Origin of the sequence: Paenibacillus sp. 2RAB27 (assembly GCF_052115445.1) — a bacterium.
Lineage (GTDB): Bacteria > Bacillota > Bacilli > Paenibacillales > NBRC-103111 > Paenibacillus_E.
The window spans coordinates 188912-209474 of sequence record NZ_JBFRGR010000002.1 but is presented as its reverse complement, the minus strand read 5'-3'; the positions used below and the strand labels follow the sequence as shown (position 1 = coordinate 209474).

The window sequence follows — 20563 nt, the reverse complement described above, 5'->3', positions numbered from 1 at the left end:
CTTGGGAATACGATTCAGACAATCGAGCGATTGTTAGTCTGGTTTTCACCGCGAGAGCAGGTGGTGCAAACGATAGTTGTCTTAGCTCCCAAACTCATCATTGACTTCAAACGAAGAATGTGCGACCATAATCTAAACGTTTAGAATTTGTTGGGGTGTGAGTGAATGAAAGCTACCATCAAGGATGTAGCCAGAGAGGCGAAGGTATCTACTGCCACGGTTTCTTTCGTCGTCAATGGGATCGACAAGGTGAAGAAGAATACGAAAGAACGCGTTCTGCTAGCTATTCAGAAATTGAATTATGTCCCAGACCAAGCAGCACGAACGATGATCAAGAAGAAGACAAAGACGGTCGGCTTAATCGTACCGCTTCTTACGAACGAGTATTGGGCTGAGCTTGCTGAACAAATTCAAGAAGAACTTATTCTTCGGGGATATACGTTAATGATTTGCACGGCCGGGATGAAGTCGGCAGAGCTTACGATCAACTCGCTGTTGGAAAGAAACGTGGATGGGGTTATTCTAAGTGGGCGAATCGCCAGTGTTCCTGATGATCATTATATTCAGATGTTTATGGAGCGTAGGATTCCGCTTGTTTCGATTGGTCAGATCCATAAGGAGGTCACCTCCGTGTGGGGAGATAATTTGAACAGCTCCAGAGAGGTAGTTGAACATCTTATTCAACAAGGCCACACGAAAATTGCCTACATCGGTTCTATATCTACCGGAATTGGTCGCGAGCTGGGCTATCGGAATGCGTTAGCTATCGCAGAAATACCAGTCGATGAAACACTTGTAAGAAACGGCAAATCCGAGGATGTACACAATTTCAGTCAGTATGGCTATCATACAATGAAGCAGCTCGTTGCGGAGAAGTGCGAATTCACGGCTTTATTCGGTGCGAATGATCTAATTGCCATTGGTGCGATCAAAGCGTTGCAGGAGTCAGGACTTCGCGTTCCGCAAGACGTTGCTGTCGCAGGATTTGATGATATTGCTATGGCTGCGCTCTATAGTCCATCTATAACGACAGTCAAGCAACCGATTGGTGAGATGGCAGGCTCAGTGGTTGCGGCACTCATTGAACAAATTGAACAGCCCGACGGACAATCCATGGTAAGAAAAATTAGATTCCCGATGACAGTGGTCGTTCGCGAAAGCTCCATCTCCCCAAAAGGCGGATACAAGACCTAATTGTATCGCTTTCAATTTAAAATCTAAACGTTTAGATTTGATCGTTGAAAATCCCATCATCCCTAAGGAGAGTTATCTATGACTATGAAAACATTAAATGTTGGCATTATCGGTCTTGGAGAAGTCGCGCAAGTGATTCATTTACCCGTACTAGAAACGCTTCCTAAGCAGTTCCGCATCGCAGCTTTATGCGATATTTCGCCAAAGCTAGTAGCGCATTTAGGTGACAAATATAACGTGGAACACCTATACACAGATGCTGCCGAGCTAGTCAAGCAACCGGATCTGGATATCGTTTTCGTGTTGAATAGTGATGAATACCATGCGGAATGTGCGATTGCAGCAGCGAATCATAAGAAGCATGTGTTGATCGAGAAGCCGATGTGTTTGACGGAGAGCGAAGCTGACGCCATTATTGAAGCCCAACAACGCAATGGGGTGAAAATCATGGTTGGCTATATGCGCAGATACGCGGCTTCTTTCGTGGAAGCGGTAAAGCAAATTGGTGGCTTTGAGCATATCCAATATGCAAGAGTAAGGGATATCATTGGACCGAATCGCCTATTTGTTAAGCCAACCAGTCATGTCGTTTCCTTTGATGATATTCCGGAAGCGTTGAAGGCGGATAAGCGTCATAGAAGTGAAAAATTAGTGAAAGAAGCGACGGGGGTAGACGCGGACTCGCCTAATGGTCAGTTATATCGTCTACTGTGCGGCTTATCTAGCCATGATCTTTCCGCTATGCGTGAAGCGCTTGGTATGCCGAGGGGGATCGTTGGTGCCAAAGTAACGAACAATGGTAGTTTATTTTTGACAGCAATCTTCGATTATGATCAATTTGCAGTTACGTTCGAAACGGGGACCGACGCTCAGGGACGCTTCGATGCTCATTTGGAAGTGTATGCGACGCATAAATCAGTCCGTGTTCAATACGATACTCCGTATATTCGCCATCTCCCAACGAAGCTCCATGTGCATGAAACGGTTGGCGAAACCTATATAGAATCTGTGATTCGTCCTACTTGGACAGACTCGTATACCTTAGAGCTGCAATACCTGTACGACGTCATCACGCAGGACTTAACACCGAAGACGACCCCAGAAGATTCTAAGCAAGATCTTATCATTTTCAAAATGATTCTGGATGCGATATCACACAATAAAATCTAAACGTTTAGATTTTGAGGTGTTATCTGCTGAAAGGAGGTACATATGCGTAAAATTACTGTAGGCATTATTGGAACAGGATTTATCGGACCTGCTCATATCGAAGCGATAAGAAGGCTGGGATTCGTAGAAGTTGTGGCTATCGCGGAATCTAATCTCGCTTCAGCCGAGAAGAAAGCTTATCGGTTAGGCATTCCAAAAGCATATGGAGATTATCGAGAACTGCTACAGGATCCGGACATTGAGGTTGTCCACAACTGCACGCCTAATTATCTTCATTTTCAAATTAATAAGGAGGCTATCTTAGCTGGCAAACATATTTTGTCAGAGAAGCCTCTGGCGATCTCAAGTGTAGAGTCTGCAGAGCTAGTGGCTCTAGCGAAATCCAAGGGTATTGTTCATGGCGTTAATTTCAATTATAGACAATTCCCAATTCTCCGGCAGCTTGCCTCTATGATTCAAAGGGATGATCTGGGGCATATTCATCTTATTCATGGCAGTTATCTACAGGACTGGTTGCTCTATGAAACGGACTATAATTGGCGACTTGCTCCGGAAATTGGCGGTGCATCTAGAGCGGTTGCAGATATTGGCTCTCACTGGTGCGATACCATTCAATACGTCACAGGTAAAAAAGTGGTTGAAGTATTTGCCGATATGGCAACGGTTATTCCGATCAGGAAAAAACCGATTCACCAAGTAACGACATATTCTCAAGGGGGCATAGCGGTCGACTACGAGGATGAGGTGATTGTAACGGAAGACTATGCATCTGTTCTACTTCGGTTTGATGATGGCGCCAAAGGAGTCTTTTCCGTTTCACAAGTGAGTGCGGGAAGAAAGAATAAGCTTAATTTTGAACTAAATGGCAGCAAAAAGTCTGCATGTTGGAACCAAGAAGAAGCCGAAAAGTTATGGATCGGCCATCGAGACCAAGCGAATGAAGTGCTATTGGCAGATCCAGCCCTCTTTTTACAAGAAGCACGTTCAACGATCCATCATCCTGGGGGCCATAACGAAGGCTGGCCAGACACAATCAAGCATATGATGCTACACTTCTATTCTTTCCTTAGGGAAGGGAAAGACCCACTAACAGAGCAGGCTAACTTTGCGACTTTTGAGGATGGGCACCGCTCGATGTTGATTACGGAAGCCATATTGGATAGTTATACGAAGGAGCAATGGGTGAGAGTAAAGATGACTATGGGATGACATAAGGGGATGTAACGTTTCGTGCAGCCTGACGGTAAATCGTAGCAATCGGAGCAACATCCGTTTGTCTCCTAGCCGGTCTAGGAGGCCCAATACGTCCGAGCGAGTTCGTCCCATTCAATTCCTCCTGCGATACGTAGCCGGTGTTACACCCGTTTTCTCTTTAAACAAACGATAGAACCTTTTCGGATCCTGAATCCCAACGGCTGCGGCGATATCTGCAATGGATAGGTCACGATTGGAAGGATCAACCAATAGACGGCAGCTTTGGTTAATTCGCTCATGGGAGAGCAGCTCCGAGAAGGACGCACGGGTATGTTCGCTAACAATGCGTTGTAATTGTCTCGTACCTATTCCCACCTCTTTAGCTAAGCTTGCTAAGGTAATCTTGTCAGCTAATCGGCTTCGAATCGACCGCAGGACAGCTTCCATTCTGTCCTGATTGGGAGAGGATGAAGTTTCATTGTGATCTATGGCGCGTTCCATGACGATGAGCAGCTGGAGGAGTAGTCCGCACATCATGGTTTCGTAGCCAGTCCGCTTCTGTTGGAATTCAATGAATAGAGATGACATCAGTTGTTCGAACTCTCCCGATTGTTCTCTCATTTGCAGCCATTGACCGCCATGCGCGACCAGATCATTGAACCTGTACATGTGGTACTGCTCTGGCAGAATGGAGGTAAGAAAATGAAATAACGATGCGTCGAAGATGCAGTTGCCTATTCGCAGCGGCTTATTCGGATGAGGAGAGGAGGGCCGGAAAATATGGGAGATGCCAATTGGAATGAAAAATAGATCGCCTTTGCTGACGCGGATGGTTTGATCTCCGATGTAGTGAAAGCCACTCCCTTCCCACACATAGCTGATTTCATAAAAATCATGCAAATGTTCAGGAAGATCGAAATGTTCGTAAACTTTATTGACGAATATTGCAAATCCATTTTCAAAAAACTCTTCGCCTTTCTCAACGTGCATATCAGGTCTACGCATAGGAACTCCCTTACTTAGTTTAGGATAATGTCATCATATACCTAGTAGATGTCGTTATCAACCAATAACATTGCGGAAATGTCTACGAATTCATAGATGCTTCCAATGGCGTGGATGCGTATCGTTTTCGATTCATAACGATCAAGTACATGGCAATCACTGTGAGAATGATCCCGAGTATTCGCAAACCACCCGCGCTGAACGTATCCCCCATTACGATGCTGATTAATAACGAAGAGAGAATGGTACCCAGATATCTGGATGTATTGAACATTCCGGAGGCTACTCCAATGATATCTTTCGGTGAGCTTTGAAACAAAGCGGCTTGCATCCCAACATTATTCAAGCCATTACTAATCCCGAACGCGGCTAAAGCCAAACATACACTGATCATCGGAGAAGTTGGTTGCCATGTCACGATCCATATGGATCCAAGTGTCATCAGGATCGCGGATAGCAGCAAGGCTGGTCGAGGGCCAGATTTATCAATCCATCGACCTGCGAGGGGAGATACGACGAGAGAGCATAAACCTAAGCTAAGCATGAGCAGCCCGGTATGGAACTCACTGACATGGCGTACCATTTGCAAATAGGACGGAAGCCCGAAGAAGAGTGAGTAGAAGAGTACGTTAACGAGCATGTATTCGATATTGACCCTAGTCATTGCCGGATATTTGGCGAATGTGCGCAAAGGAATAAAGGGAGCTGTCGTTCTTAACTCATGCCGTACGAAAGCCCCCAGTGAAACGAGCCCAATCAGACCGATGATGACATGCTTCATGGAGATGTGTCCAAGCGATTTGGCTGACAGCAGCCCGACGAGCAGCCCAACAAGCCCCACTGTGAAAAGCAGAATCCCAGGCGCATCGATCAAAGCCAACCATTTTCGAAAAGATAGTTTGTGTGTAAGAGATGTTGCCTGTTGATCATTGGGAATGAACCTCCACGCAAGTAGATAGCTCGCCACGACGAACGGAATATTGACGAGGAAGATGGCCTGCCAGTCCCACCAGTGAATCAGGATCCCACCTATGAAAGGGCCAATTGCCGCAGCTCCAGATAGGAATATGGACATGACGGATAAAGCAGTCGCTTGCTTCTCCGTTATATGAATCCGCACAATGGCCATGCCAACCGCAACCATCATGCTTGTTCCTATCGCTTGTATGATGCGAAACACAAGGAGCAACCCGAAGTAGGGCGATAGCGGAGCTAATAAGGAAGCAATAAAGGCTATAACCAGCCCGGCAAGAAATATCTTCTTGCGACCGAATAAATCACTGGCCTTTCCCATGACAGGCTGCGCGACAGCACTCGCCAAGTAGAATACAAATATGATCCAGGACACCTCTGTAAATTCAAGTCGGTACACATTTTGCAGCCTTGTCATAGCAACAGCAATCATCGAAGAATTTAATGGGTTCAACAGCACCCCCAATCCAACTGAAATCAACAACCATTTGCTGCGATTATTCATGTCTGACACCCCCCTGTTTACTGATGTCATCGTACTTGAAATTCATTATTTATTCCAATGACTTTTATGTTATGATTTCATTGATTAGAAGGAATGAGTTGGAGGCGGCGTGAACAATGGAACTACTTCAATTGCACTATTTCATCACGGTGGCTCGATTGGAACATATGACCGAGGCCGCGCAGAGCTTACATGTTACGCAATCGTCTCTGAGTAAAACGATTCAACGCTTGGAAGAGGACCTTGGCGTTCCGCTATTCGATCGAATCGGGAGGAAGCTGCGATTGAATGAGTTCGGAAGCAGATTCCTACAGCGTGCTGAACGAGCTTTATTTGAATTGGAGCAGGGGAAGCAGGAGTTAAGTGATTTATCAAGTCCAGAACATGGTGCTCTTGAATTGGCGGTTACTGCCGCAAGCACCTTGCCCAATATCCTTCGAGCGTTCAGGAAAAAGCGGCCCCATCTCCAATTTCATGTACAAATGCTGTCCACGCAGGAAATGGTGACGCTTCTTCATCGCGGTGAGGTTGATTTTTGCTTGTCCTCACCCCCGGTTCAAGGGGAGGACATCGAATGTCAAATCGTCTGCATGGACCCGATCCTCTTAGCAGTTCCATTTGGGCATCGATTGGCAACCAGAAACAGTGTTTCCTTAAGCGAGCTAAAGAATGAATCGTTTGTCGGTGTAAAGAAAGGCTACGGTACCCGCGATTTAGTAGACTCCATATGTAATTCGGTTGGATTTGAACCGAAGTATGTGTATGAGGGGAATGAACCTGCCAGATTAAGCTCACTTGTGGAAGCCGAGATCGGTATAGCCTTCCTACCAAGCTCAGCAAGGAACTCACGTGAACAGATTACCTATCTGCACATCGAAGATCATGAATTGGTGCGGGAAATTGCTTTATTATGGCACAAAAGTCGATACATTTCCCGGGCTGCACAGGAATTTCGTGAAGTTGTGGTCGCTTATTTTCAGGAGATGTCTGGGAATGCTTGATTTTATGGTGGAAGGCGAAAGAAGGGGGAACTATGGAAAGTATTTGTTTCATACACAATGTAAACGATCAAGTTTGGCTCCGTGCAAAGTCTGATCTATAAACAACGGCGGTTGTTTGTATGGAGCAAAATGATTTGCCGCCGTTCATCTAGGCACGAATATGATGATTGTTTAATAGAATGGACTTTGCTTCCTTAAAACACACAATACTTTTTAAGGGGCAGAGCTACAATGAAGTATGTAAATGCAGAATCCATTTTTCCACAAGAATTAATTGAAGAAATACAGAAGTATACACATGGTGGAATCATCTATATCCCAAACCCCAAAGGATTGCATAAGAAGTGGGGCGAAAGCTCAGGGAGCAGAAAATATTTGAACGATCGGAATAAAGAGATTCGCGAAAAATATGCAACTGGTGTTTCTATTGATCAACTTTCTGATCTTTTCTGTCTTTCTAGCTATAGTATAAAAAAGATCATTTATTCGAAAAAATAAAGATCCGAAGGGTCACATCGGGTTATTCTGGTGTGACTTTTTATGTAATAGTTGATTTCTAATTGATTTGTACACACTATATAACCACCTACCTTGATATACTTAGTTTAATTAGAGAGGGGGGAACCGAATGAATAAAGACACTGCGATAATTAAAGATAGTTGGAACGAATGGTCTGAAACATGGTATCAAAGATATAGAGGTAATGGTGCTATTTCACAAATAATTAAGGCTCCTGAATCAGTATTTCATCATACAACGTTTTCGATGATCAAAAAAGCATTCCCAAATTTACAAAATAAACGCATATGTGTTCCTTCAAGTGGTGACAACCATGCAGTATTTGCTTTTCATTTGTTGGGGGCAAGAGTAACTTCATGTGATATTTCTGAAAAGCAATTGGAAAACAGTTTCCATATAGCCAGTGAACATGGTTGGGATATTGAATTTATTTGTGAAGATACAATGAGCTTAAGCAAAATAAATAGTAATGAATATGATTTTGTATATACGTCAAATGGTGTCCATGTTTGGATCAACGATTTAGCGGCCATGTACAATAATATACATAGGATACTTAAACCCAGTGGTTCCTATATTATGTTTGATATTCACCCATTCTTACGTCCTTTTGGTATACGAGCTGCAAAGGAAATAAAAGCTGTAAAACCGTACGATGTGACAGGACCATTCGGAGAAATTCCAACATATAAATGGCGTATACAAGACATTTTGAATGCTATGTTGTCATCAGGGTTAAGCATCAAACATATGGAAGAAATGTATGCCGAAGATGGTTCATTTTGGGTTGACGACTCCAAAGAAGATGTAGATGCATTAACGCAGCAAGAGCTTGAAGAGTTATCGAATTGGCAATCCAATACATTGGCTGGTCTTCCACAATGGTTATCGGTCCATGCTACGAAATAATAGGTTCAGTGGGAGATATACGATATTAATAGTTGAAGTTATTTTTGAAATGAGGGATTGCATTGCATTTTGAAATGAGTACGGCAATTACCCAACTGATATCAGTAGCATTCATGGTCGCAATTTTGACTTTACTTATTAAGCTTTTTAGAAAAAAGAAATCAAAGTAAAGTGATTTAAACTTTAGTGGATACTCTTTACAAACGAACGTACATTCGTTATTGTTTATATGGGGGAATTTCCCAATAACCAAGGGAGTGATCATGTGGAAGTTATCAAAACGAAGATTGAAAGTTCTCTTACAGTCTTGTTGGTATCCAATTATGAAAAGTCTAAAAAGTATTATGAAGATGCCCTTGGATGCGAAGTAAACGAGTTTTGGGCCATTCGAGACAATTTTGGATTAGGATTTAAGTTGATTCAAGCAACCCATATAGAAGACGTTAGACCTAACAAAGGTACTTGGAATACATATGCTTATATAAAAAATCATGATGAATTGGATGCTTTATTCATAGAGCTTAAAACCAATGGGGCAATTATTGTTTCAGAACCTAAAGAAACAGCACATGATTGGGGTACTTGGAAAGATTTCTCGGTTCAAGATTTAGATGGATATGTAATCGGTTTCGGATCGGGAAATAAACTTAATAAAGGAGAGGAATAACGATGTCTTTTTTTAAGAAAATGATGGCTAAAGTAGGGATCGGGAATATTGATATCGATACACAGTTCCATACGGAGGCTTTCATTCCAGGTGAACTGGTAGAGGGCGTTATTATCGCTAAAGGCGGCAGTGTAGAGCAGAAAGTGGACAAAATTTATTTTCAAATTATGACCGAATACCGTAAGCCCTCACCCATTGATAACGAACCGAATCGTATGGTGACAGAAACGGTTGTGATAGCCAACATCCTGTTGGGCGAGAGTTTTGTTTTTGAACCGGGAGAATCGATCGAAATTCCTTTTCAATTCGTGCTGCCGCATGAGACACCGATTTCTATTGGTGTAAGCAAGATCTGGATTCGTACAGGCATGGATATTGACAACGCGGTTGATCCATCAGATCGTGATAATATTGAAGTATTGGCTCATCCGCACACATCTGCTATTTTCGAAGCGTTGGAGGAATTGGGCTTTTATGTACATAAAGCAGAAAACGAATATTTTCCTAAACATAATTATTACCTGCCCTTTATTCAGAATTTTGAATTTGTCCCCTATAAAAATAGCGAATATAGCCGCTCTGTTGAAGAGCTGGAGCTTGTATTCTACCCAGATGAAAATGGGGTTAAAATCCTCATGGAATTTGACCGCAAAGCGCGTGGATTTAGCGGACTCCTAGCAGAAATGATGGATATGGATGAGTCCCATCACCGTTATTATTTCAGCGCCGATGAGCTGGAGGAAGGCACTTCAGCAGTGGCTAATCAGTTCAGAGGCATTTTTAATAATTTGCTGGGTGTGTAACGAGCTTGTCTGGCGACAAGTGCATATGAAGTTAAGAAGGCGGCTGACCCAATTGGATCGGTTGCCTTTTCTTAAAATAAGGGTGGCGATTTTGCAGACTTTGCGCAAGAGAAGTATCCCGGTCGCTCGTCGCACGCTAGCGCACAAATATTGTGCGCTAGAGAAGTATCCAGGTTGATCATCGCACGCTAGCGCATAAATATTGCGCAAGAGAAGTATCTTGGTCGGTCATAGCACGCTAGCGCTCAAATATTGTGCGCAAGAGAAGTATCCAGGTTGATCATCGCACGCTAGCGCACAAATATTGTGCGCAAGAGAAGTATCTTGGTCGGTCATAGCACGCTAGCGCATAAATATTGTGCGCAAGAGAAGTATCCCGGTCGCTCGTCGCACGCTAGCGCACAAATATTGTGCGCAAGAGAAGTATCTTGGTCGGTCATAGCACGCTAGCGCACAAATATTGTGCGCAAGAGAAGTGTCCTGTTCGGTCATCGCACGCTACCTTTTCTTAGTTAACGGATTAGAGATATATGAGTAGGAAAACAAAAAGAGACGACAATTATGCCATCTCTGTAACTAATAACGTGAATATGTTTCATTTAGGTACAAGTTAGTCGCAAAATTTGATTTTATATTTAGTTCCGTCATAGATTTCAATCTTAAACTCCTCTAAAAATTTCCAATTGATGCTGTCTAACCACTCCGCTAGCATTGCTACTCTTTCTACTTCATTCTGGGATTCATCAAATGATAATTTTGATTCATCACCATTATAATACTCTGCTTTGAGCTTCTCGATATCCTCGATATCAAGTAGAGACAATACACCTTCGACTAAGGAACGCTTTGACAAAATAAACACCTCCTAAAATATGAATATCAAATCTATATAGTATAAGGGAAATTTTAACAATTGCTTGTACATAGTTACTAGTAAATAAGTGATTTTTTTAAAATAGTTTTTAAGAGAAAGAGATCATAGGAGAAGACCGGATTAACCCTTGCTGTGCTTAGATTATTTTGGTGTTGTGATGGAGCAGATCGTGTATAATTATACCCATATAGATGGGCTGAAATTGAAGGGGATAATAATGGACGAAGAGGATATCAAGCAACGTATCAAGGATTACCAGCAGGCAGATGGAGTTCGCGCTCTCACTTGCGGTAACAACAGTAAGCACGAGAAATTATACCCTAAGGTTCTTGAACAAGGGTTGGTTCTTCTTTGCCCTAATTGCAATTATACGCAGACGTACATCCCTGATCTCTTTTTTGATGATGGTTTTTATGAGTGGCTGCGGGGCATGAAGAGCCTGATTTAAGAGATAGTCTAGTATGATCCGCAGCCCGTTGCTGAGGGTCTTTTTTTTGATGAAATCATCGATGAAATAAATTTTCAAATGAGGGGGCACTTCAATGCATCCAAGAGCTAATACATTAGGTTTACTTATTAAAGATAACTATATTCTTTTGGAGGAGAAAGAAGGAAGACATTCCAAAGGAATAGGTTTTTACTACCGTCCAATTGGTGGAACAATAGAACTTGGAGAACGATCAGATGAAGCGTTATTAAGAGAATTTAATGAAGAGATGGGTGTTGAAGTAATTATAGTACGATACATCACCTGTTTAGAAAATATCTTCAGAATAGATGATCATATAGGACACGAGATAACTCAGATATACGTAGTTGATTTTAAAGATAAGAGCTTATATGAGAAAGAACATTTTACTGTAGTTGAAGGGGACAAGGTTACTTATGCAAAATGGGTTTCGAAAGAAGAATTAGTTTCAGGGGATAAGATACTATATCCAAATGGATTAACAGATTTGCTAAGGCTGCCGTCACAATTGGTTTGAGAACCTTCTCAACGGGCAGTATAGTCGAAAAAGGAAGTTGAATTCAAATCTCGAATATCTAATGTAATCGTAATAGTTAAAAAAATTGATGACAGACAGGAGTTAGGTACGATGATTAAAGGTTTCGGAGGAATATTTTGGAGAACAAAGAATCTTGAAATTATAAAAAAATGGTACAGCGAAGTGTTGAAGCTTGAAATAGAAAATTGGAATGGGACTATGATAAAACCTCAATTAGGAAATGAGACTATCTTCTCTTTCTTTGCCGAGGATGACAGTTATTTTCCATTAGATCAACAAGTGATGATAAATTTCCAAGTAGATAATCTAGACGAGATGATTATACATCTTGAGCAAATTGGTGTACCTCTTGCCAAGAAAAAAGAGAGTAGTGATTATGGAAAGTTTGTTTGGATCGAAGATCCAGATGGACGATTGATCGAACTTTGGGAGAAATAAAGGGACAAATCATATGTATGGACAAACAATTTGTTTCCATGAATTCGGTGAACCACAAGACGTCTTAGAAGTAAAACAGCGAGAAGTTACGCCACTAATGCCTGATGAGATTTTGGTGGAAATGATTGTTCGTCCGATAAATCCCTCTGACTTGATTCCGATCCGCGGTGCTTATAGACACCGCATCTCGTTGCCATGTATTCCTGGCTATGAGGGCGTAGGATCTGTGATCGATATTGGTAGTAGCGTGTCAAAATCCATGCTTGGCAAGCGTGTATTACCTCTTCGAGGAGAGGGGACTTGGCAGCAATATGTAAAAACATCTTCTTCGTTGTCTATTGAAGTGCCAAATTTCATCTCTGACGATGAGGCTGCTCGATCCTATATCAATCCTCTCACGGCGTGGATTATTTGTAAGGAGCTTTTTAAACGCTCCAACAATTCTTTTCTATTAGTTAATGCGTGTAATTCTGCCATCGGCCGTATTTTTGCTCAATTATCAGTTGTATTTGGATATAGGCTTATAGCCGTAGTGCGAAGTTCAGCGTATACAGAAGAGTTGTTGCAATTAGGTGCATGGCATGTGATTAACTGTTCACAGAGCGATGTCTATAAAACGGTGATGGACGTAACGAGTGGGCAAGGTGTTCATGCTGCGATTGATTCTATCGGTGGAAAAGAAGGATACGAACTAGCACTTGCTGTGCGACGAGGTGGTTTCTTTATATCCATTGGATTGCTATCAGGGCAGCAAGTGGATTGGAAGCGAATCGCAATTGAACTTGATATTCAATCGAAAATTTTTCATTTGCGACAATGGCTACAAGGTATCTCAGTCGATGATTGGCAAAATTCCTTTCTACAGATTTTTGCATTGCTTCGTCAAAAGCAGCTCATCTTAGGAAAGGCTGAAGCGAGGTACAAGTTAATCGAAATTACAAAAGCGGTGCAGATAGCCGAACTATCGGGCCGACAGGGGAAAGTGCTACTTACATGATAGATCCTCATACGATGTACGATTGTTAAATACAGACACTGAGGTAGCTGGTCGTTGACGATCAGCTGCCTTTTCCATGTAAACGGGCTGACCTGCAAAAAAAGATCGTAAATTCAGTCACATCAGACTAGAAATAGTAGGATTCCCCCTGCAGTATTTAGCGAAAAACTCTTATAATAGAAGGTAATTTTTATTCAATATCGTTCTGCCAATTTCGGATAAGGAGACTGAAATTATGTATAAACTGGTCATTGTCGACGATGAACCTGCTGTCCGAGGAGGGCTCAGTAAATTCGTCCAGTGGAGCGACTATGGGATTGTTCTTGCCGGAACAGCGGACGATGGAGATACGGGGCTGGAGCTGATCGAGCGAGTAAAACCCGATATCGTACTGACCGATGTGATGATGCCGGTCATGGACGGGATCCAAATGTCGAGGGAGATTCGAGAGCGGCTCCCTGAGACGAAAATCGTATTTATAAGTGGTCACAATGAAGCCAACCTTTTGCGTTCGGCCTTGCAGGTTCATGCTGCCGATTATATTTTTAAACCAGTCAAACGAACTGAGCTCCAAAAGGTTATTGAAGGTGTCGTGCAAGACTTGCGTTCGGAAGAGAAGGAGCGGCAACGCCTCAAAGACATGGAGGTCAAATTGACCCAGAGTATGCCACTGCTTAGGGAGAAATTTCTAATGGCATTGATCCAAGACGGGGACGCAAAGCCAGAAGTGCTGCGGGAAAGAGCTGCATTTCTCAATCTGGAACTGCCGTTTGAAACGCCATATCTCGTACTCGTTATAACCATTGACGATGCAAGGGAGGTTCTAGGTAGTCGTTCGGAGAGGGACAAGCAGTTGTTGTCGTACTCACTCTTGAACGTCGTTCAAGAACTGATTGATCAGTACCTGCATGGGTATGCATTTGAGAACAGAGCTACTGAATTCGTTGGACTGTTAGTGCTTGATGATCCGATGAAAGACCCGGAAGCAACGCTGCTTTTGCTGGCAGAGGAGATTCGCGACAATCTGAAGCGCTGGCTGAATATCAGCGTTACGATTGGAGTAGGCGAACGTGCCGATACTATCCGGATGCTTCCAGCGTCTTTTCGGCATGCACGGGATGCGGCAGACCAAAAGTGGTACATGGGCAAGAATCAAGTGATCACGATGGACAGTTTAGAAGTTGGAGCTGCCTGTCCGATTCGGTTCGATAGCAGTCAGAGTGAGCGACTGGTATCCGTGCTGAAATCCGGGGAAAAGCAACAATTGGAGTTGGAAATGGAAAGCATTCTCGAGCCGCTGGCGCAAATTCGCAAGGACGGCTTTAAGTACGGCAGGCAGGTAGGACTGCAAATGATCGCTCTCGCCGGCAGGTTGCTGCTTGACCTTAATTTGCTTACCCGTGAGAAAGAAGAGGAGGAAGCTTGGGCGCTTGATCGACTCCTGAAGTTGGAAACGATGGCCGAGTTAAAAACCTTTGTAAGCGATTACCTATTTAGCATATGCTGCTGGATTCAGGAGAAGCGGAGCGGACGATCGAGTAATGTAATCGAACAGATTCAGAAGTTTATTTCCGAGAATTACGCTAAGAACTTGGCCATCGCGGAGATCGCCGCTTACGTTTATCTCAGTCAAACTTACGTCAGCTTATTGTTCAAGCAGGAGACTGGCGAGACGATTTACGAATATTTGATGAAAGTCCGTATTGCGAAAGCGAAGGAATTGCTGGTAGATCCTCGCATCAAGTTCTACGAAGTGTGCGAGCTAGTCGGCTATACGGATCCGAGCTATTTCAGCAAGCTGTTCAAGAAGATGACCGGACTTACGCCAAGCGCTTATCGGGACCAACAATAGGAGAAGAAGTGTTTAGCATTCATAAGGAGTTGATCCAGTGAGAGGGGTTTTGCAAAAAAGAAGGATCCGTCCCTCTAATTTGTGGGAAGGCGTTGTGGCGGCCAGGAGGTGGATGCTCGCCTACGGTCTGATGATTTTCCTGCCAGTATGTATGATGTTGTTCGTGTATTATGAACAGTCTTCCCGGATTTTGCAGGAGGAGGTGACCCAGACCATGCAGCAGACGTTGAAACAGGCAGGTATTAATTTAAGCTCGCGGCTCAACTATGTGCAGAATTCATCCAATTCTATATTTATGAACAATAAACTGTATGAAAATTTGGATCCCGCTTCTCCGATTATCGAGCGTATCGCTCAGTCAAAGGAGCTGCGCAATTTGCTCGAATCGGTTCAAACGGCACCAGACATTGTCAGGGCGCGTGTTTTTACCGATCCGGGGAATTTATACGGATTCGATTTGTTGAATCTTTTTCCGCTAGATAGCTTGAAAGTTCGCCCATGGAACAATGAGGTCATGAACGCTGGCGGCAGTATCGTGTGGACGGGCATCTACGAAGAAAACTATCTGGATTCGGGACCTGCAAGGATTCTTTCTTGTGCTCGATTACTGAGACATCCGCGAAATTTTTCACAGAGTCTTGGTGTGCTTATGCTTGACGTTCCCGAGAAAATGCTTACTGAAATTATTTCCGAGCTTAATTTTCCAGCTCAAAGTCGTGTATATATCGTGGATCGCAGTGGGACTATCATTTACAGCGCGGAGCAATCGGTAATCGGCACTAAGACTGCCCCCGAGAGAGAATCTGATGAAGGAATCATCAAACGGTCTGATAACGGTGTAGAGGTGTTTGAAGTGCGTGCACCCATCCGAGCTGCGGATTGGCGTCTCGTGCTGGAGGTGCCCAAGACCGGCCTGACGCATCGCACAACCACGTTAAGTCAGTGGTCTGGCATAGCGACGGTCGTTGGCATGACGATCATGTTTTTGATTCTCGTGTTCATGTTATTGGCATTCGTTATTAACGGGATGAACCGGCGAATCAAATCGGTCGTCAAGACGATCCGCACGGAAGGTGTTGAAGGGCTGGAGGAGCCGGGAGGCGACTTTCGGTTGCTTGAGCGAGTTGTCGATCATTTGGTGCATCGCGTGAAGGATTTGATGGAGGAGGCCTACCGTTCGAAAATGCTGGAGCGAGAGGCTGAACTTCGTGCGCTGCAAGCTCAGATCAATCCCCATTTTCTCTATAATACGCTGGATACCATTAATTGGTTGGCGATCTCTCGCGAAGCCGATGATATCAGCCATCTGATTGAGAGTCTGTCTGATTATTTCCGGCTTAGTCTGAATAAAGGGAAGGATCATGTGTGCGTAGTGGATGAGCTCGAGCTCTCGAGAGTCTATTTGGAGATTCAACAGAACCGCTTCCCTTCCACATTTGAGTTCGTCATTGAAGCGGATCCAGAGGCGAGTCGGTGCGTCATTCCGAAGCTGACGCTGCAACCCATCGTTGAGAATGCGCTGCTGCACGGCATACGCAAGAATAAAGGCAAAATCGGAATCATTAACATTCACGCGAAGCGGTGCGGAGATGTGCTTGAGATTACCATCAAAGATAATGGGATTGGCATGGACGAGCAGCTAGCTTCCAGTCTGTTGTCTACTTCGCGCCCTTTGCTGCATGCTGAAGGAAACGGCAGCTCGTATGGTCTATACAATGTGAACGAGAGAATCAAGCTTATGGCTGGTTCCGATTATGGACTGACGGTCCGTTCCCGTCTAGGCGAAGGTACTGTTGTGATCGTTCGTCTCAAGGCAATGCAAGAGGAACAAACTAAGTAGGATATGACTAGAAAGTGTCGGATTACCCTCTATATGACGCACTCTCCTGTAGGTACAATAAAGCCATAAGTGCAGGAGGTGCAACCACAATATGAGCGAAATCATCACACATTTGAATGGAAAGGCAGGGGAGACCAAGTTTTCTCGCAAGCGTGAAGGCAGATGGCGTAGGGTATGGCGGAACCTTGATACTTATGTACTGCTGGTGCCTGGGCTGCTTCTACTGCTATTGTTCAAATACACACCGATGTACGGAGTCTTAATCGCTTTTCAGGACTTCAACATTTTTGACGGGATCAGAGGAAGCCAATGGGTCGGATTGGAGCAGTTCCGAAAGCTCATGCAATCGGCAGAATTTATGCAAGTGTTCACGAATACATTGCTCATCAGTATTTACAAGATTGTGTTGCTGTTCCCGATACCCATCCTGATCGCTCTGCTGCTGAACGAAATTAGGTTCCCAGCGTTCAAACGGACCATCCAGACGATTATCTACATGCCTCACTTCTTGTCCTGGGTCATTATCTCTGGCTTGTTCATGACGATATTGTCCCCTTCTGACGGACTTGTCAATACCGTCATCCAATGGTTCGGCGGCGAATCCATACGATTTTTTATGGACAACCACGTATTTAGAAGTGTCGTCGTGTTCACGGCAGGCTGGAAGGAGATCGGCTGGAACGCGATCATCTTCATCGCTGCCTTAGCGAGTGTCGAGCAGGAGCAGTACGAGGCGGCTTCTATCGACGGAGCGAATCGACTGCAGCAGATGTGGCATATTTCGCTTCCCGGCATTGTGCCGACGATTATCCTGATGCTCATTCTGCGCCTTGGTATGGTGCTGGATGCAGGTTCAGAACAGATCCTAACGATGTATAACCCTACCGTCTACGCATCCGGCGATGTTATCGGTACTTTTGTTTACCGAATGGGTCTCGGAAAGATGGATTACAGCTTCAGTACGGCAGTCGGCCTTTTCAATTCGGTCGTCGGCTTTATTCTCATCATCTCCGGCAATTGGCTCAGCAAAAAAACGCTGAACCGCGGAATATGGTAAGGAGGCCTGGCATGCAAATCCGTAAAAGAACATACAGCGACTGGGTATTAGATAGTTTCGTCTACGGCTTCATGATCGTGTTAGGCCTGATTACCTTATTGCCGATGATCCACGTGTTCTCCAAATCCGTCAGTTCGGACTGGGCGCTTGTATCGGGACGAGTGAATCTGCTCCCGGTAGGCTTTCAACTTGATACTCTCGTAAAAGTCGCCACCTCCTACGCATTTGGCCGAGCATTCGTCATCTCGGTTATCGTGACTGTAGTTGGGACACTATTGAGCATATTGGTGACCGCCATTACAGCTTATCCGCTATCTAAGCGGCATTTGCCCGGTATCTCGGGAATCATGGTATTGTTCGTTTTCACCATGCTATTTAACGGAGGACTTATTCCGAATTACCTGTTAATTCGTGAGCTGCATTTGCTAAACAATTTATGGTCGCTCATTTTGCCTGCCATGATCAGTGTTTTCAATATGCTGGTCATCAAGAGCTATTATGAAGTTCTTCCCGAAGCACTTGAAGAATCGGCTCGGATGGATGGAGCCAAAACGCATACGATTTTGTTCCGCATCATTCTACCGCTCAGTATGCCTGTTCTCGCTGCGATCGCCTTGTTCTATGCTGTCGGCTTTTGGAACGATTACTTCAGTCCGATGCTTTACATTAGCGATCCATTATTGAAAACGCTTCAACTTCATCTGCGCGATATCGTGATGGAGAACGATACGGCGAATGCGCTCAACAAGTCGGCAGACGATCTGATGAATATGTCACCGGAAAGTATCCGTGCCGCTACCGTAGTCGCATCTACCGTGCCTATCCTTCTCGTATATCCGTTCCTTCAGAAGTATTTTATTAAGGGTGTATTGATTGGTTCCGTCAAAGGCTAATGCTGCATTAACGCCGGCGGAATCCACCGCTGCTTAATGATAAATTTCACAACATATATAGGAGGGTTTAAAAAATGAAGAAAACGATGAAATGGGCTGCGCTCCCTGTCGCAGTCAGCCTGATGCTGCTTACCGCTTGTGGCGCAAGTAGCGAAGGAGAGAAGGGCAGCTCACCAACCCCGGCCCCGTCTACACAGCCAGCGACTGCCGGCCCCAAGCCTGAACTGAAAGCGCTTATGCGATTGGGCCCTAACTTCGCTAAAGACCCAATCGCCATGATGCTGGAAGAGAAGACCGGGTACAAAGTCAATTACGAAGCACTTCCGGTCGATAAACCGGAGGACAAACTCAATCTGCTGATTGCTTCCTCGGAGCCTTATGATATCGTCTCGACAGCTGGGGACAGCAGTTCCAAAGCGATCTATGCCGACTATGCCAAAAAAGGCGCACTGGTCGATCTAACTCCGCTTATTGAGAAATACGGTAAAAACATCAAAGCATCGTTGTCCAAAGAGACACTGGAAATGGCCAAAGTCGACGGTAAAATCTATGCCATTCCGACGCGAACCCTCGAATCAGTCGGCACCAGTCTGATGATCCGCAAGGATTGGTTGGATAAGCTGGGTCTGAAAGTCCCAACAACGCTTGACGAGCTGTTGGTTGTACTCAAGGCGTTCAAGGAGAAGGATCCTGGTGGTAACGGAGCCAAAAATATTCCGATGGCTATTAAAGGCGACAATCCATTGGTCGACAACCTAGTCGGCGCTTTCGGCATGGTGAACGATTGGAACGATGTGAATGGCAAGTTGGTTCCTCGCGCGATGAATCCTGCTTTTAAGGAATATTTGACTTATATGACCGATCTTTATAAGCAAGGGCTGCTTGATCCAGAGTTTGCGATCAACAAGGACGCAACGGTGAAAGAGAAGTTTACAAATGGTAAGGCAGGCGCCATCGTGTTGCATTGGGCCGACATACCGTCGATTGACGATGCGCTGAAGAAAAATTTCCCAAGCGCCACCTATGCGTACATTCCTGCGCTGACGGGCAAAGACGGCAAGGCAGGTTTGGCACAGTCTTCGGGATTTGATAGGCTGACCTTTATTCCCAAAGCTTCCAAGCATCCGGAAGATGCGATCAAATGGATGGACGCCAAGCTGGAACCGAACACATTCAAAAACATGGCGATCGGTGTAGAGGGCACGCACCATACAGTGAAAGACGGAAATTATTATCCGATTTTGCCGATTTTCAATGACGAGCGCGGCTCTGCCAGCAACTATTTGACAGGCATCGATGAAACCAAATATCCGATCTACTGGCAGGCACGCGTCCGTAAAGATGACAGGCTCTACAAGGGCTGGGAATTCTTGAACAAGCTGCAAAAGCCAGAAGTATTCAAGCAGAATCCGCTCGGTTTAGCGCCGTACTTCCCGAATTACTCCAAGGAAAATGCGCAGCTGAATCAGATGGTTAATGATTATGCCGTCAAAATCATTGTCGGCGGCGAGCAGCTTACAGGATTCGACGCCTTCACAGAAAAATTCAAAAAAGCCGGCGGCCAAACGAGTTACGACGAAATCAACACCTGGTACGCGACCACTCGTAAATAAGGCAGTGCGGCAGTCTGCAGATGACGCTTAGGCGGTGCAGGCTGCCGCATTC

The 20563-nt window shown here is 44.5% G+C and carries 20 protein-coding genes; 17 read left to right on the top strand and 3 right to left on the bottom strand.

Annotated elements, in window-relative coordinates:
• The first annotated feature begins 165 nt into the window (after positions 1 to 165).
• The 3 genes from AB4114_RS03765 (at position 166) to AB4114_RS03755 (ending at position 3573) form a co-directional block, all read left to right on the top strand.
• Complete coding sequence (locus tag AB4114_RS03765; protein ID WP_441987208.1) at positions 166 to 1194, top strand: LacI family DNA-binding transcriptional regulator; 1029 nt, start codon at positions 166 to 168, stop codon at positions 1192 to 1194.
• Positions 1195 to 1272: 78 nt separating this feature from the next.
• Positions 1273 to 2364, top strand: coding sequence for a Gfo/Idh/MocA family protein (locus AB4114_RS03760; RefSeq protein WP_441987207.1), 1092 nt, complete (start codon positions 1273 to 1275; stop codon positions 2362 to 2364).
• A gap of 42 nt (positions 2365 to 2406) precedes the next feature.
• A complete protein-coding gene (locus tag AB4114_RS03755; RefSeq protein WP_441987206.1) occupies positions 2407 to 3573 on the top strand; it encodes a Gfo/Idh/MocA family protein in 1167 nt (388 codons plus the stop codon).
• Between the two features lie 117 nt (positions 3574 to 3690).
• Here the strand turns inward: AB4114_RS03755 and AB4114_RS03750 are convergent, their stop codons facing one another.
• Positions 3691 to 4563 (bottom strand): helix-turn-helix domain-containing protein, encoded by an 873-nt coding sequence (locus AB4114_RS03750; RefSeq protein WP_441987205.1) that lies wholly within the window; start codon positions 4561 to 4563, stop codon positions 3691 to 3693.
• 82 nt (positions 4564 to 4645) lie between these two features.
• A complete protein-coding gene (locus tag AB4114_RS03745; RefSeq protein ID WP_441987204.1) occupies positions 4646 to 6040 on the bottom strand; it encodes an MFS transporter in 1395 nt (464 codons plus the stop codon).
• Between the two features lie 116 nt (positions 6041 to 6156).
• Here AB4114_RS03745 and AB4114_RS03740 point away from each other — a divergent pair, with 116 nt between their 5' ends.
• The 5 genes from AB4114_RS03740 (at position 6157) to AB4114_RS03720 (ending at position 9940) form a co-directional block, all read left to right on the top strand.
• Positions 6157 to 7041, top strand: a complete 885-nt coding sequence (locus AB4114_RS03740) for a LysR family transcriptional regulator (protein WP_441987203.1) — start codon at positions 6157 to 6159, stop codon at positions 7039 to 7041.
• Positions 7042 to 7272: 231 nt separating this feature from the next.
• Positions 7273 to 7539 carry a CD3324 family protein gene (locus AB4114_RS03735; RefSeq protein ID WP_441987202.1) on the top strand — a complete coding sequence of 89 codons (267 nt, stop codon included), beginning with the start codon at positions 7273 to 7275 and terminating at the stop codon, positions 7537 to 7539.
• 130 nt (positions 7540 to 7669) lie between these two features.
• Positions 7670 to 8470 carry a class I SAM-dependent methyltransferase gene (locus tag AB4114_RS03730; protein WP_441987201.1) on the top strand — a complete coding sequence of 267 codons (801 nt, stop codon included), beginning with the start codon at positions 7670 to 7672 and terminating at the stop codon, positions 8468 to 8470.
• Between the two features lie 265 nt (positions 8471 to 8735).
• Positions 8736 to 9137, top strand: coding sequence for a VOC family protein (locus AB4114_RS03725; RefSeq protein ID WP_441987200.1), 402 nt, complete (start codon positions 8736 to 8738; stop codon positions 9135 to 9137).
• 2 nt (positions 9138 to 9139) lie between these two features.
• Positions 9140 to 9940, top strand: a complete 801-nt coding sequence (locus AB4114_RS03720; RefSeq protein WP_441987199.1) for a sporulation protein — start codon at positions 9140 to 9142, stop codon at positions 9938 to 9940.
• 610 nt (positions 9941 to 10550) lie between these two features.
• On the opposite strand, the gene AB4114_RS03715 is transcribed toward AB4114_RS03720, so the two are convergent.
• A complete protein-coding gene (locus AB4114_RS03715; protein WP_441987198.1) occupies positions 10551 to 10793 on the bottom strand; it encodes a hypothetical protein in 243 nt (80 codons plus the stop codon).
• A 238-nt stretch (positions 10794 to 11031) separates the two neighbouring features.
• Here AB4114_RS03715 and AB4114_RS03710 point away from each other — a divergent pair, with 238 nt between their 5' ends.
• The 9 genes from AB4114_RS03710 (at position 11032) to AB4114_RS03670 (ending at position 20511) form a co-directional block, all read left to right on the top strand.
• Positions 11032 to 11262, top strand: a complete 231-nt coding sequence (locus tag AB4114_RS03710; RefSeq protein ID WP_441987197.1) for a hypothetical protein — start codon at positions 11032 to 11034, stop codon at positions 11260 to 11262.
• A gap of 94 nt (positions 11263 to 11356) precedes the next feature.
• Positions 11357 to 11800, top strand: a complete 444-nt coding sequence (locus tag AB4114_RS03705) for an NUDIX hydrolase (RefSeq protein ID WP_441987196.1) — start codon at positions 11357 to 11359, stop codon at positions 11798 to 11800.
• Between the two features lie 111 nt (positions 11801 to 11911).
• On the top strand, positions 11912 to 12259 hold the full coding sequence (locus AB4114_RS03700; protein ID WP_441987195.1) for a VOC family protein: 348 nt from the start codon (positions 11912 to 11914) through the stop codon (positions 12257 to 12259).
• A gap of 13 nt (positions 12260 to 12272) precedes the next feature.
• Positions 12273 to 13256 (top strand): zinc-dependent alcohol dehydrogenase family protein, encoded by a 984-nt coding sequence (locus AB4114_RS03695; RefSeq protein ID WP_441987194.1) that lies wholly within the window; start codon positions 12273 to 12275, stop codon positions 13254 to 13256.
• 235 nt (positions 13257 to 13491) lie between these two features.
• Positions 13492 to 15108, top strand: a complete 1617-nt coding sequence (locus tag AB4114_RS03690) for a response regulator (RefSeq protein WP_441987193.1) — start codon at positions 13492 to 13494, stop codon at positions 15106 to 15108.
• 37 nt (positions 15109 to 15145) lie between these two features.
• Entirely contained in the window at positions 15146 to 16948 is a 1803-nt protein-coding gene (locus tag AB4114_RS03685; protein WP_441987192.1) for a sensor histidine kinase, read from the top strand.
• A 91-nt stretch (positions 16949 to 17039) separates the two neighbouring features.
• A complete protein-coding gene (locus AB4114_RS03680; protein ID WP_441987191.1) occupies positions 17040 to 18005 on the top strand; it encodes an ABC transporter permease in 966 nt (321 codons plus the stop codon).
• A gap of 11 nt (positions 18006 to 18016) precedes the next feature.
• Complete coding sequence (locus AB4114_RS03675; protein ID WP_441987190.1) at positions 18017 to 18898, top strand: carbohydrate ABC transporter permease; 882 nt, start codon at positions 18017 to 18019, stop codon at positions 18896 to 18898.
• A 74-nt stretch (positions 18899 to 18972) separates the two neighbouring features.
• Positions 18973 to 20511: an extracellular solute-binding protein gene (locus tag AB4114_RS03670; protein ID WP_441987189.1), complete on the top strand. Its 1539-nt coding sequence runs from the start codon at positions 18973 to 18975 to the stop codon at positions 20509 to 20511.
• Positions 20512 to 20563 lie beyond the last annotated feature (52 nt).

Excerpts from the sequence above, each read along its gene's own strand:
- AB4114_RS03765 (WP_441987208.1), top strand. The coding sequence starts at position 166 with ATGAAAGCTACCATCAAGGATGTAGCCAGAGAGGCGAAGGTATCTACT.
- AB4114_RS03760 (WP_441987207.1), top strand. The coding sequence starts at position 1,273 with ATGACTATGAAAACATTAAATGTTGGCATTATCGGTCTTGGAGAAGTC.
- AB4114_RS03755 (WP_441987206.1), top strand. The coding sequence starts at position 2,407 with ATGCGTAAAATTACTGTAGGCATTATTGGAACAGGATTTATCGGACCT.
- AB4114_RS03750 (WP_441987205.1), bottom strand. The coding sequence starts at position 4,563 with ATGCGTAGACCTGATATGCACGTTGAGAAAGGCGAAGAGTTTTTTGAA.
- AB4114_RS03745 (WP_441987204.1), bottom strand. The coding sequence starts at position 6,040 with ATGAATAATCGCAGCAAATGGTTGTTGATTTCAGTTGGATTGGGGGTG.
- AB4114_RS03740 (WP_441987203.1), top strand. The coding sequence starts at position 6,157 with ATGGAACTACTTCAATTGCACTATTTCATCACGGTGGCTCGATTGGAA.
- AB4114_RS03735 (WP_441987202.1), top strand. The coding sequence starts at position 7,273 with ATGAAGTATGTAAATGCAGAATCCATTTTTCCACAAGAATTAATTGAA.
- AB4114_RS03730 (WP_441987201.1), top strand. The coding sequence starts at position 7,670 with ATGAATAAAGACACTGCGATAATTAAAGATAGTTGGAACGAATGGTCT.
- AB4114_RS03720 (WP_441987199.1), top strand. The coding sequence starts at position 9,140 with ATGTCTTTTTTTAAGAAAATGATGGCTAAAGTAGGGATCGGGAATATT.
- AB4114_RS03710 (WP_441987197.1), top strand. The coding sequence starts at position 11,032 with ATGGACGAAGAGGATATCAAGCAACGTATCAAGGATTACCAGCAGGCA.
- AB4114_RS03705 (WP_441987196.1), top strand. The coding sequence starts at position 11,357 with ATGCATCCAAGAGCTAATACATTAGGTTTACTTATTAAAGATAACTAT.
- AB4114_RS03700 (WP_441987195.1), top strand. The coding sequence starts at position 11,912 with ATGATTAAAGGTTTCGGAGGAATATTTTGGAGAACAAAGAATCTTGAA.
- AB4114_RS03695 (WP_441987194.1), top strand. The coding sequence starts at position 12,273 with ATGTATGGACAAACAATTTGTTTCCATGAATTCGGTGAACCACAAGAC.
- AB4114_RS03690 (WP_441987193.1), top strand. The coding sequence starts at position 13,492 with ATGTATAAACTGGTCATTGTCGACGATGAACCTGCTGTCCGAGGAGGG.
- AB4114_RS03680 (WP_441987191.1), top strand. The coding sequence starts at position 17,040 with ATGAGCGAAATCATCACACATTTGAATGGAAAGGCAGGGGAGACCAAG.
- AB4114_RS03675 (WP_441987190.1), top strand. The coding sequence starts at position 18,017 with ATGCAAATCCGTAAAAGAACATACAGCGACTGGGTATTAGATAGTTTC.
- AB4114_RS03670 (WP_441987189.1), top strand. The coding sequence starts at position 18,973 with ATGAAGAAAACGATGAAATGGGCTGCGCTCCCTGTCGCAGTCAGCCTG.